Genomic DNA, 12,008 nt, shown 5'->3' with positions numbered 1-12,008 from the left:
ATCTTCCCAGCCATGCAATCGACTCCCGATCAACGCCTTGATCAGATAACGCGTCAGACTCGAATCGGTTGTCATGATTTATACAAGTCTCAATAACAGCCTAGTGAACTGTGTGTCATAGCCCCACTCTTCGTAGGCATGGTCTTGTTCGTGTCTGGGCGAATCGCCGGACCAGTTTTCCTTCAGCCAGGCCCGTACCTCATCACGGAACGCATTTCCGGCCGGGCCGAGATCGTGCTCGGGAAGCATCGCGCCCTGCTCGAGCAGGGCCCGGGCGAGCTCCTCACGCGCCTGGCGTACGCCGCCGTGGCGTGCAAGATCCGCATGCGTGCGGCGGAAATGCCGCGGTGCCTCATGTTCCTCCGAGTATGCGATGGCGCCGAAGGTGTGATGCGTTTCGAGCGATACCTGACGCAGCGCAGGGCCGGCGAAGGCGCGTGCGGCTGCGCCAAGGATCCGCCAGTTCTCGGAGCCGAGGTCATGCGTCCTGGCGGCGTTGTGGAGCATCAGCCGTGCGGCCTCCAGCGCCATCAGGCAGTTGGCGAGTTTGTGTTGTATCGCCTGGAAGCGCCCGATCGGCTGACCGAACAGCTGTCGTTCCTTGGCATAGGCAACGGCCATGTCGAAGCCTTGCCGGGCGGCGCCAAGCGCGCGCGCCAGCAGCGCAAGCGCGCCAATCCGACGCAGGTCCTCGGCCAGCCCGGGCGGGAGTGGCAACGTTGACGCGGGCACGTGATCGAAGCTTGCCGCTGCCAGCGGTGGCACCGCCAACCCAGGTGTTTCCGTCACGCTCAGGCCGACCGCGCCGCGCGGTACGATGGCCAGTACCGGCCCCGGCTCGGCCAGAACGAGCAGGTGGGTGGCATGCGTTCCGGCCTCGACAAAGGCAATGGGACCCTGCAGCTTGCCGTTGGCGACCCGCACGCCGCCAGCTTGCCGATCGCCGTCAAAGCCGCCGAAGGCGAAGCTCACGCTGGCGTCGCCGCGATGCAGCGCACTCAGTAGCGCGGCCGACTCGTCGGATCTGGGACGCCCGGGCAGGTGCGGTGACAGGGCGAGATTGGCAAGTGCGGCGCCGATCAGCGGCGCTGGGCAGGCGGCGCGCCCCAATTCTTCCAGCGCCACGGCAATTTCTCGCATACCGCCTTCCTGCGGATTGCCGCCCAGGCTGGTCAGGCCTTGCTCCGCCAGGTCTCGCCAGATCGACGTCAGCGCCTGGGGGTCTGCGGCAAACTCCACGGCCTGCGCGGCGGGCCACCTCCGGGCGAGCAGGCGACGCAGGCTCTCCTGCAGCATCAGCCGCTCTTCATCACTTGGCAGCATTGCTGCGGAGGGGAATGTCGTTTGCTCCTGGGGCATGATGTCTCCTGTGGCGCATCAGCCGCGATGCGGCCGTGATGGATGCCTTGCCAGGAGATTCTGGTTCGCCGACGCCATACAGTCACCACACTTTCCGGGTGTCCGGCGGGCGGCGGAGTGATCGCGCCATCAGTCGATCAGGCCACGCCTGCGCGCGGCGATCACCGCGTCGTAGCGGCTCGGAACCCCCAGCTTCTCGAACACGTTCTTCATGTTCCACTTCACTGTGTCCAACGTGAGGTTGAGGGTCAGTGCGATCCGCTTGTTCGACATGGACTGCGCGGCCAGGCGCAGGATTTCAATCTCGCGCGGCTTGAGCTCGGGGCCGTTCGCCTGCACGTCGGGCTCACCGACCCGCTGAACCGGCGTATGCGCCGCGACACCGCGGCGCAGGACCTCGACCAGATAGTCGCCGCCGGAGCCGGGGCCAAGGGTGGGCTGCAGTTGCTGCAAGGCCTGCCGCACGCGCTCGCCTTCATCGAGCAACGTGCGAACGAGCCCTAATCTCTGGGCTGCTTCGACAGCAGCCCGCAGAAGACGCATGGCTTCGGTAGCCTCGTCCATTTCAGCAAGAGCGGTGCCCGCCAGCAAGTCGGCCTGCACCACACATTTTTGCCGCCCGTATGCCATACCGTAGCTGCGCAGCGTTTCTGCGCGCGCCAGCGCTTCGTTCCAGTCCATGCCGGCCAGCGCCAGCCGGGCTCCGGTCAGGGCCGCGATCGCCCCGATCTCGGCGAGGAAACCCGTTCCGTAGCGATAGCGGCTGGCCAATCGGTCAAGTTCGGTCTGCAGCTTCCGGGCGGCATCCTGATGGTTCAACTGGAGTTCCAACCGCGCTTGTCCGGCCAGCACATAGGCCAAAGGCCGATCCAATGCCAGCTCGCGGCAGCGGACTTCCTCCTCGCTCAGTGCGTGCAGTCCCTGCGCTGCCGATGCCTGCGTCGCCATCAGGCGGCTGCGGACGATGATCGCAAGCGTCATCGGCTCGGGCGAGGAGAGACGCAGCAAATCGAGCCGGTTGGCCAGCACTTCGTTCGCCTCGGCCAGCAGGTCGGCCTCGTAATACGCGTTGGCGAGGAATGCCGCGCTGTTGACGGCGGACACCGAACGCCGGCCGTGCGCTGCCTCGGCGCGCGCCACCAGGGCACTGCCGGTGCGGATGGCCTCGCGATTGTTGCCCTCGAGCAGGTGGCTGAGCAGCAGGGTCGATTCGGCCACCAGGGCCATGTCATCCTGAAGCTCGGAGCGTGGCAACCGCGCGATGTGCTCGTGGAGCGAGCGGGCGTCCTCGTACCGCCCGGCCGCGCAATAGGAAAAACTGAGCACAGCCAGGTGCGCCTGGCGCAGGAAGCGATCGGACAGGCTTTCGAAGTCCGACGGCGCCACGAGGGCCAATGCGGCTTCGGTGTCGTCGCGTTGCAGCGCGATGCTGGCCCGCAGATAGAGCACGTGCAAGGCAAGTCCCGGCGCCAGCGTGTGCGGCGTCTTCTCCAGCCGCTCAAGCCAGCCCTGCGCGTCGCGCCAGCGGCCCGCGGCTACCAGTGCCCAGCAACCGAGGAGCAGCAGCCGGGGATGGCCCAGCAGCATATCGGCCGGAAGTTCGTCCATCCAGTGTTGCAGCGTGCTGAAGAAGCTCATGCTGCGGATTGGCAGGTCAGCCCGCTCGACCAAGTGCACCGCGGCCTCGGTGTCGTGCGCGTGATAGGCGTGACGTAGCGCTTCAATCAGGAGGCCGCGTTGCTCGAACCACTGGCTGGCCCGCGCATGGATCTCGCGCATCAGCGCAGGATCGCGCTGTTGCAGCCGGTCCCGGAGGAAGCTTGCGAAAAGCGGATGAAATCGGTACCACGGCTGGGGGCTGTCGAGCTCGGCCGGCAACAGGAAGAGGTTTTCACGCTCGATCTGGTCGAGCAGCGCGGGGGCCTTTGCATTGTCTGTGACGTGTTGCGCCAGATCGGCATTGAAGCGGCGCAAGACCGAGAGCTTCTCGATGAAGTCGGCGACCTCTGGCGCCAGATGGCGCACCACGTCTTCGGAAAGATAGCGCTGCAGATCCGTGCGGCGATGCAGCATCTGAGACAGCACGTCCCGGTTGGCCGGGCTGCGCTTGAGCCGGATGCAGATCATCTGCAGGCAAACCGGCCACCCGTCGGTGATGTCGTGGATCAGGCGCGCATCGTCCGGCACGACGTCGCCGAGGTGCTTGGCCAGGAAGTCCTGCGTTTCCGCGAAATCGAACGGCAGGTCGGGGAAGGTGATCTCCGACAGCTCCCCGGTGAGGCGCTGACGGCTTACGGCAAGCGGTGGATGGGTCCGTGAGGCCAGGATCAGGTGCAGGGTCTCGGGCCCGTGATCCACCAGACCCTGGATCAGCGCATGGGTGTCGCTGTCGTCGACGTGATGATAGTCGTCGATGCAGAGGAACACTTCCTGGCGTCGCTGGCACACCGCGTCAACGATGGTCGCGATCAGTCCTGCAACCGGCAGATCGGCACGCACCTCAGAGGCAAGGGCAGTTCCGTCATCGACGGGCAGTCCTGCCTGCTGCAGTGCGCCGGTCAGATAGGCGCGAAACTGCGGAAAGTGCCGCTCGTCCGGTGACAGGGACAGCCAGCAGACCAGTTCCCCGTCCTTGAGCAACTGCTGGCGCCACTGGGCCAGCAAGGTCGTCTTGCCGAAGCCCGCACTGCCGCACACCAGCGTCAGCCGGCTGTCGCGCGAATCCAGCAGCCGCGCCAGCAGCTTGGCCCGCGGCGTGGACTGCGGGCTGATGCGCGGCGGCGCGAACTTGGTGGGGATAAGAAGGCGATCGGGGGCCAAGCCAAGGTCTCCTGCTGACATGCGAAGGGCATCTTATCGGAAGTGCCGCGGAAGGTCGAAGCGGCCATCCCGCACGATAGATCTTCGGCGCACAGCTCTGGCCCTGTCACACCCGATTACACCCGATAAGTGTGGTGCGCCCACCCGGCCGGCAACCCATCATTGAACCAGAAGCGAAGGGACAGCCAGATCCGGACTCGACCGAAGCTGGGCGGCCACGGCACGCTGTGACGCTGCCACCCCGCAGGAGACAGCGCAATGCACTACGAAACCATTATCCATGAACAGCGGGGGCCAGTCGCGTGGATCACGTTGAACCGGCCAGCCGAGCTGAATGCGGTGAACCAGCGCATGCTCGAAGAGCTTCATGATGCACTCACCGCAGTACGGGCCGATGCGGGCCAAGCCGTACTGGTGCTGACCGGATCCGGCCGCGCGTTCTGCGCCGGCGCCGATCTCAAGGCGCTGCTTGCTGGCCTCGACACCGCCCCGGGCGAGCCGAATTTCGCCGATCGCACGCTGGCCACACTTTCGCTGCTGCGCAACATGCCCAAGCCAGTCATCGCTGCCATCAACGGGCTGACCATCGCAGGCGGGCTGGAACTGGCGATGTGCTGCGACATCCTGATCGGCGCGGCGAGCGCCAGAATCGGCGACGGCCATGCCAACTTCGGCGTGTTTCCTGGCGGTGGCGGCGCAGCGGTCCTGCCGCGCCGCGTCGGCCTCAGCCGGGCCAAGCAACTGCTGTTTACGGGCGACCTTGCCGACGCCGCGCAGATGCAGGCCTGGGGGCTGCTCAACGAGGTGCTGCCCGACGAGGAACTACTGCCGGCGGTGGCGGCGCTGGCAGAGCGGATGGCGGCCAGGAGCAGTCTCGTGCTGCGCCGCATGAAGGAAGTGGCCAACCGCTCGGTCGACCTGTCAATGGATGCCGCGCTGCGCGACGAACTGCTGGTGTGCCAGCAGCACACCCGGTCCCATGACTTCCGCGAGGGTCTCGCCGCCTACAGCGAGAAGCGCCCGCCTGCATTCCGCGGCATCTGACCGTCCGGGCTGCCCCAGGCAAGCTAAGAACATAAAGGAGACAAAGATGAAGATCGACTTCTCGAGGTGGTCGCTCGATGCCGCCTCGCGTTTCGCGCAACGCGAGGCCCTGGTCAATGTTGAGCGCGACCGCCGCTTTACCCACATGGAGCTGCACCGGCTCACCAATCGGATCGCCCGCTTGATCAAGGAGCGGCTCAGGCTTGCGTCAGGCGACGTCTACCTGACTATCCTCGACAACGACAATATGAGCCTGCTGACCTTTTGCACGCTGGCCAAGGCGGACGTGAAGGCGGCATGGTGCAACTTTCGGGACACCTTCGACGAACACCTCTGGCAGATCGACTGGGTCGAGCCCAAGGTGGTATTCCTCGAAACCGCGCTGCTGGACAAGTACTACGACACGTTGCGCCAGCGCGGCATTCGCATCGTGTGCATGGATCCGCTCGCGGCGCCCCGCGATGGCGTGTCCTGTTTCTGGGACCTGCTGGAGGGCGTGTCGGACGCGGAGCCGCATATCGAGCTGGACGCAGACGAACCGATGCTCCTGCGCTTCACCGGCGGCACCACCGGCCGCGGCAAGTGCTGCATGTACACGCTGAACAACTGGCTGGCCCTGCACCGCTACTTCTATTCGATGCCGGACGACATGTTCGGCTATGACGCCCGTCACCTGAGCATTACGCCGCTGAGCCACGGGTCCGCGGCCTATGCCACGACGCTTGCTTTCAAGGGCGGCTGCCATGTGACGATGAACGCTTCGGATCTCAGACAGTTCTGCGCCAATATCCAGAACGAGCGGATCACGTCCAGCCACCTCGTGCCGACCATCCTTTACCGCTTCCTGGAATTCGGCCTGCACGAGCAATTTGACCTGTCCAGCCTGCGCACGATCCTCTATGCGGCGGCGCCGATGAGTCCGGCCAAGCTCGCGCTGCTGCAGGAGAAGTTCGGCAACATCTTCATCCAGGCCTATGGCAGCAGTGAAGTGCTGGCACCCGTGGCCGTGCTGAGCAAGGCGGAGCACCTGTGTGCGCCTGGCCAAAGCAACAGGCACCTGAGCTCCACCGGCATCGCGCTGCCGGAAACCGAGATCGTGGTGATGGACGAACAAGGCCATGAACTGCCGGTCGGCGAAACCGGCGAACTCTGGATCCGCGGACCAGGCGTGATCAAGGGCTACTACAAGAATCAGGAAGCGACTGCAGCCGAATTCCAGGGCGGCTTCTGGAAGTCCGGTGACCTCGGCTACGTCGACGAAGACCGCTATGTGTACATCGTCGATCGCAAGAAGGACATGATCATCAGCGGCGGCTTCAACATCTACGCCATCGAGGTCGAAGCCGCGCTCAATGCGCACCCCGCCGTGCTGATGTCGGCGGCAGTGGGCGTGCCGCATGCCGAGTGGGGCGAATCCGTGCACGCCGAGGTGGTGCTCAAGGAAGGCCATACGCCCGATCCGGCCGAGATCGTCGCCTTCTGCAAGGAGCGCATCGGGTACAAGGCGCCGAAGACGGTGACCATCGTTGACCAGCTCCCAATGACGGTGATCGGCAAGGTGCTGCGCCGGCAAGTGCGCGACAAATACTGGGCCGATCAGCAGCGCAAGGTGAACTAGTCAACAGCTCGAGGGCAACAAGATGAGCATGTCAAACCGTGTCGCCATCGTCTCGATGGCACAAGTCAACTACAACGAGAAACGGGCGTGTTCGCCCGAGGAACTGGCCTACCAGGCAATCCGTCCGGTGCTGCAGGAAACCGGCCTGCGGTTCCTGCCGGCCTATGAGAAGGGCGGGATCGACGCAAGCCTGATCTGCCACGAACACTCGCGCATCGCGCGGCCATTCTCGGCCTCGCTGGTGGTGGACGTTGCCGGCGCGAACCTGCGTCCCGATGAAAAGATCGACCAGGACGGCGCCGTCGGCGTCCTTGAGGCGGCCTGGCAGATCGCCTCCGGCGAGTTTGAAACGGTGCTCGTGGTCGCTGTATGCCACGACTCCACCAGCCGCAGCGGGGGCAATGCAATCGAGAACAAGGTCTTCGATCCCTTCTTCTGCCGGCCGCTCGGCCTCGACAACGTGCAGGCTGCCGCACTACAGGCAAACCGCTACATGGAGAAGTACGGTGTCACCTCCAAGCAATGTGCCGGGGTGTCCGTGAAGAACCTGCGCCACGCGAAGGACAACCCGCTGGCGCTGCGGGCGGGCGACTACAGCGTTGCCGACGTGCTCGGCTCGAAAGCCCTGTCGGATCCGATCACGGCGCTGCAGACGCGTGCGTTCGGCGACAGCGCCATCGTGATGCTGCTGGCCAGCGAGCAGCGGGCCCGGCAACTGACCAGCAAGCCCGTCTGGATCAAGGGGCAGGCCAATTGCTGCGACGGCTACTACCTGGGGGATCGCGACCTCGCGGAATCCGAGGTGCTGAAGATCGCGGCGAACAAGGCCTACCGCATGGCCGGCATCAGCGATCCGCGCAAGGAGATCGATCTGCTCGAAGTGACCGATGAGTTCTCCTACCAGGAGCTGATGACCTACGAGGGGCTAGGCCTGTGTGACGCCGGCCAGGGCGGCCGTTGGCTGGAATCCGGCACGAGCAGCCGGGGTGGCCATCAGCCCGTCAATCTTTCCGGTGGCGCGCTGTCCGGCTGTTCCCATACCACCATCGGCATGGGCCGTATTGCCGAGATCGTGTTGCAACTGCGCGGCGAGGCGGGTGCGCGCCAGGAGGACGGTGCACGCACGGGGCTTGCCCATCTGGCTTCGGGGCCTTGCGGGCAATTGCAGCAGGTCATGGTCCTGGGCACCACGCCCTGAGGCCCGCCAAGTGAGGCGGGACGACGCTTACGGCAACGGAGAAACGGAATGAATCGCAGAGTGGCAATCGTCGGCTTCGGCCAGACGGAGATGATGGCGCGCAGCCCGCTGAGCAAGGCGGAGCTAGCCAACCAGGCCGTGCGGCGGGCACTGGAAGATGCGCAGATCACGATGAAGCAGGTCGACGAGATCGTGCTGGCCGACATCGACTACGTGTCGGGCACGGCGGAGTCGGAAATGGAGCTGGCCGACTGGGTCGGGCACCGCCGCAAGCCCGTGGTCAAGATCGAGACCGGCGGCACCGTGGGCGGGTCGGCGGCGCTGTCGGCCGTACACCATATCGCAGCCGGCGCCTGTGATGTCGCGCTGGTGTCGGCAACGGCGAAGTTCGTCGGCCCGCCGCCTGGCACGCTGCCGCGCGGGCCGTTCCTGCAGGCGGCGATCAATTCCGGCCTGCACGCGCTCACCGAAAAATGGTGCAGCGTGGGCGCCGTGGGGACCTTCTCCCTGATGGCGAGCTCCTATGTCAAGCTGTCCGGCTGCACCGAGGAAGCGGTTGCCATCGCTCGGGTCAAGGCCGCCAACAACGCGCTGAAAAACCCCTATGCGCATCTGCGCGAGCACCTGACCGTGGAAGACGTGCTCAACTCGCCGATGCTGACGGCGCCGATGCGCCAGCTCCATATGTGCCCGATCACCGAAGGCTCGGCGGCGATGATCTTCGCCAGCGAGGACGTGGCGCACAAGCTCACCAAAAAGCCGGTATGGGTGAAGGACATGGTCACCATCCACTCCGCGCAGCACTGGGCCGCGCTGCAGGACTTCATCGCCCCCAGGGAGCGTTGCGTGCTGCCGAGCCTGGCCAAGGCGTGCGAAGTCCTCTACAAGCGCAACGGCATCACGCATCCCGCCAAACAGCTCGATGTGATCGAGATGTACGAGCCCTGCACTTGGGCCGAACTGGTGTGGATGGAAACCATGGGCCTGTGCGAGCCGAACCAGGCGTGGAAGCTGATGGGCACCGGCGCCACCGATATCGATGGCGAACTGCCCATTAATCCATCAGGCGGGGTCACGTGTACCAACCCGGGCGTTCCCTCGACCCTGCTGCGTTATGGCGAACTGGCCCTGCAGATCCGCGGCGATGCCGGCGAGCACCAAGTCCCGCGCGATGTCAGGCTTGGCCTGGCCACCGGCTTCGGCGGCACCGGCTGGACGCCGCTGATGCTGCTGTCCAAGGACAAGTAAGGAGGAAAGGCAATGAGCACCGAGCAACCCGAAACCCTTCCCGTGCCGCCGACGCGCCTGCGCACGCCCTTCTTCATGGAGTACCCGCTGGGCTTGTTCAACGGCAGGTTTTCCCGCGAAATGCGCGACAACGGCCGCCTCATGGGCATGGTCTGCCGCCATTGCCGCTTCAGCATGCTGCCGCCGCAGGCCGTTTGCAGCGTCTGCCATGGCGAGAACTTCGAGGATCCGCAATGGGTGGAGATGGGGCCCGAGGCCACGGTGGCGGGCTTCATGTCGTTCAACATGCCATTCATCGACACCAACGATCTGTCGGTGCAGTCAAGCGCCTATCCCGTCGGCGTCCTGATGGTCGATTCGCCGGGCCGCAATGCCGGCTTCCTGTGGCACTACATCGGCGAAACCGACCTGAGCAAGGTGCACAACGGCATGCGTGTGCGCGCCGTGTTCCGGCCCGAGGCCGAGCGCAAGGGGTTGATGACCGACATCCTTTACTGGGAGCCGGTGCGCGACCCTGCCACAACACAAGGAGACTAAGGCAATGTATCCCGCATACCTGGAAGACGCGGAACCCGCCATTTTGCGCCAGCCGGTGCTGTATGCCGACATCAACTACGACGTGGGCGAGACCAATGGCCGCTTCTTCGCTGCGCTGCGCGACCACGGCAGGATCACCGCGACCTGCTGCGCTGCCTGCGCGCGCAGCTATGTGCCGCCGCGGCTGTCCTGCCCCGAGTGTTTTGCCAAACTGAACGACTGGGTCGATGTCAGCGACACCGGCACGGTGGTCTCTTTCACCATCGTGCGCGAGCCCGGGATGCTGCAACCCGTGGCCCGCCCCTATGTCCTCGCGCTCATCCGCCTAGATGGCGCCGACACGGCGCTGGCGCACTACCTCGGCGACGTCGACGCCGCGGCCGTGAAGACCGGCATGCGTGTGCGCGCGGTGCTGGCGGACGAGCGCATGGGCAACATCTGGGACATCCGCTACTTCAAACCAGTCGGCGACAGCGCCTGATCGAGATCCGGCACGCGCTGGCGCTAGCCGGAACTCAGGAGACAAGATATGGCGATCATCGATTTCTTCGACCGCGGCTGGCAGATCGATCCCGATGCTGCGGCCTACGTGATGGACGACGAGTTGTTCACCTTCGATGCAGTTGGCACGCTCTCATGCCGCATCGCGCACGCGCTGCTCGCGGCGGGCATGGGGCGCGGCAAGATCGGTGCGGTGCTGGGCGCCAACCATCCCACCGCGTGGACCTGCACGCTGGGCCTGTGGCGTGCCGGCATGGCATGGATGCCGGTCAATCCGCGCGGCTCGACGGAGGAGAACCAGCAATTGCTGAACGCCTTCGACTGCGAAGTGCTGTTCTTCCAGAAGGCGTTCGCGCCTGTGGTAGAGGCGATGCGCCCGAAGCTGCCCAAGGTCAGGCTCTATGTCTGCATCGAAGAAGCCGTGCCAGGCGCGAGCGCACTGCCGGACTGGATGGCGGGGCAACCGGCGACTAGGCCGGAGGTTTCGTACGAGCCGGATGACACGATCGCCGTGATGCCAACCGGCGGCACGACGGGGCTGCCCAAGGGGGTGATGAACACCCATCGCAGCTTCCAGGCCTTCTGCGCGCAGTTCATGATCGCCTGCAGCTACCGCGCCGACGAGAAGATCGTGAACCTGGCCGCCGCGCCCATGACGCACACGGCGGGTGTGCTGTCGCTGCCGTGTACCGCGCGTGGCGGCACGGTGGTGGTACTGACCAAGCCGGATCCTGCTGCGCTGGTCGAGGCAATCGAGAAGCACCGGGTCAGCGAGTTCTTCCTGCCGCCGACCGTGATCTATCGGCTGCTCGACATGCCGGGCATCGGGGAGCACGACTACTCCTCGCTGAAGTACTTCATCTGCGGCGCGGCACCGATGTCGGCCGAAAAGCTGCGCCGTGCGATGGCGGTGTTCGGGCCGGTCATGATGGAAGCCTACGGCCAGACCGAGGCGCCAGGATCGATCGCGATCAAGCGGCCCGAGGAAAACTTCTCCGGCGGCGAGATCGCCGACGAAGCGCGGCTGCTTTCATGCGGCCGCCCCGGCCCGCTGGTGCGCGTGGCGATCATGAACGCGCGCAACGAGCCGCTTGCCACCGGCGAGACCGGCGAGATCTGCGTGCGCGGGGACCTGGTGATGAAGGGCTACTACAAGGCGCCGGAGAAGACGGCTGAGGCGATCATCGACGGCTGGCTGCACACCGGCGACATCGGGCACATCGATGGCAACGGCTACCTGCGCATCACGGACCGCAAGAAGGACATGGTCATCACGGGTGGCTTCAATGTGTACCCCAGCGAAGTCGAGCAGGTGATCTGGGCCCACCCCGCGGTGCAGGACTGTGCGGTGATCGGCGTGCCGGACGCCACCTGGGGCGAGGCCGTCAAGGCCGTGGTCGAACTGAACCCGGGCATGGACGTAAGCGGCGAGGAGTTGATTGCGCTATGCAAGGAAAGGCTGGGCAGCGTGAAGGCACCGAAGTCGGTGGATTTCGTCTCCACCCTGCCGCGCAGCCCCAACGGCAAGGTGCTGAAGAAGGACCTGCGAACCCCGTACTGGACCGCGCAGAACCGCAGCATCTGATTACAGGGACGAGGAGATCCATGAGCAGCAATGTACTGATCGCCGGCGTCGGGATGGTGCCGTTCAGGCGCCCCGGCCAGAGCGACCCCTATGACGTG

9 protein-coding genes are annotated in these 12,008 nt (G+C 65.2%); 7 read left to right on the top strand and 2 right to left on the bottom strand.

The window, feature by feature from the left end; translation table 11 throughout:
* Nucleotides 1-78: 78 nt before the first annotated feature.
* Together ACYP5B_RS46475 and ACYP5B_RS46470 are read right to left on the bottom strand one after the other, a co-directional pair.
* Nucleotides 79-1,359: an acyl-CoA dehydrogenase family protein gene (locus tag ACYP5B_RS46475; RefSeq protein WP_459574086.1), complete on the bottom strand. Its 1,281-nt coding sequence runs from the start codon at nucleotides 1,357-1,359 to the stop codon at nucleotides 79-81.
* A 129-nt stretch (nucleotides 1,360-1,488) separates the two neighbouring features.
* A complete protein-coding gene (locus ACYP5B_RS46470) occupies nucleotides 1,489-4,179 on the bottom strand; it encodes a LuxR C-terminal-related transcriptional regulator (protein ID WP_459574085.1) in 2,691 nt (896 codons plus the stop codon).
* Between the two features lie 258 nt (nucleotides 4,180-4,437).
* Between ACYP5B_RS46470 and ACYP5B_RS46465 the strand changes: the two genes are divergently transcribed.
* From ACYP5B_RS46465 to ACYP5B_RS46435, 7 genes are read left to right on the top strand one after another with little or no spacing between them, the layout of a single operon-like run.
* Nucleotides 4,438-5,223 carry an enoyl-CoA hydratase/isomerase family protein gene (locus tag ACYP5B_RS46465; protein WP_459574084.1) on the top strand — a complete coding sequence of 262 codons (786 nt, stop codon included), beginning with the start codon at nucleotides 4,438-4,440 and terminating at the stop codon, nucleotides 5,221-5,223.
* A gap of 46 nt (nucleotides 5,224-5,269) precedes the next feature.
* Nucleotides 5,270-6,841, top strand: coding sequence for a class I adenylate-forming enzyme family protein (locus ACYP5B_RS46460; RefSeq protein ID WP_459574083.1), 1,572 nt, complete (start codon nucleotides 5,270-5,272; stop codon nucleotides 6,839-6,841).
* 28 nt (nucleotides 6,842-6,869) lie between these two features.
* Complete coding sequence (locus ACYP5B_RS46455) at nucleotides 6,870-8,039, top strand: thiolase family protein (protein WP_276286836.1); 1,170 nt, start codon at nucleotides 6,870-6,872, stop codon at nucleotides 8,037-8,039.
* Nucleotides 8,040-8,087: 48 nt separating this feature from the next.
* On the top strand, nucleotides 8,088-9,287 hold the full coding sequence (locus ACYP5B_RS46450; RefSeq protein WP_011614759.1) for a thiolase C-terminal domain-containing protein: 1,200 nt from the start codon (nucleotides 8,088-8,090) through the stop codon (nucleotides 9,285-9,287).
* Nucleotides 9,288-9,299: 12 nt separating this feature from the next.
* Nucleotides 9,300-9,824 carry a Zn-ribbon domain-containing OB-fold protein gene (locus ACYP5B_RS46445; protein ID WP_114134827.1) on the top strand — a complete coding sequence of 175 codons (525 nt, stop codon included), beginning with the start codon at nucleotides 9,300-9,302 and terminating at the stop codon, nucleotides 9,822-9,824.
* 4 nt (nucleotides 9,825-9,828) lie between these two features.
* Nucleotides 9,829-10,305, top strand: coding sequence for a Zn-ribbon domain-containing OB-fold protein (locus ACYP5B_RS46440; protein WP_114134828.1), 477 nt, complete (start codon nucleotides 9,829-9,831; stop codon nucleotides 10,303-10,305).
* Nucleotides 10,306-10,353: 48 nt separating this feature from the next.
* On the top strand, nucleotides 10,354-11,910 hold the full coding sequence (locus tag ACYP5B_RS46435; protein WP_114134829.1) for a class I adenylate-forming enzyme family protein: 1,557 nt from the start codon (nucleotides 10,354-10,356) through the stop codon (nucleotides 11,908-11,910).
* The last annotated feature ends 98 nt before the right edge of the window (nucleotides 11,911-12,008 follow it).

The sequence above is a fragment of the Cupriavidus sp. 8B genome, assembly GCF_054589115.1.
This window is presented reverse-complemented; position numbering and strand designations above follow the sequence as displayed.

What these genes read in the sequence shown, in the direction of transcription:
- ACYP5B_RS46475 (WP_459574086.1), bottom strand. Translation starts at nt 1,359, where the DNA reads ATGCCCCAGGAGCAAACGACATTCCCCTCCGCAGCAATGCTGCCAAGT.
- ACYP5B_RS46465 (WP_459574084.1), top strand. Translation starts at nt 4,438, where the DNA reads ATGCACTACGAAACCATTATCCATGAACAGCGGGGGCCAGTCGCGTGG.
- ACYP5B_RS46460 (WP_459574083.1), top strand. Translation starts at nt 5,270, where the DNA reads ATGAAGATCGACTTCTCGAGGTGGTCGCTCGATGCCGCCTCGCGTTTC.
- ACYP5B_RS46455 (WP_276286836.1), top strand. Translation starts at nt 6,870, where the DNA reads ATGTCAAACCGTGTCGCCATCGTCTCGATGGCACAAGTCAACTACAAC.
- ACYP5B_RS46450 (WP_011614759.1), top strand. Translation starts at nt 8,088, where the DNA reads ATGAATCGCAGAGTGGCAATCGTCGGCTTCGGCCAGACGGAGATGATG.
- ACYP5B_RS46445 (WP_114134827.1), top strand. Translation starts at nt 9,300, where the DNA reads ATGAGCACCGAGCAACCCGAAACCCTTCCCGTGCCGCCGACGCGCCTG.
- ACYP5B_RS46440 (WP_114134828.1), top strand. Translation starts at nt 9,829, where the DNA reads ATGTATCCCGCATACCTGGAAGACGCGGAACCCGCCATTTTGCGCCAG.
- ACYP5B_RS46435 (WP_114134829.1), top strand. Translation starts at nt 10,354, where the DNA reads ATGGCGATCATCGATTTCTTCGACCGCGGCTGGCAGATCGATCCCGAT.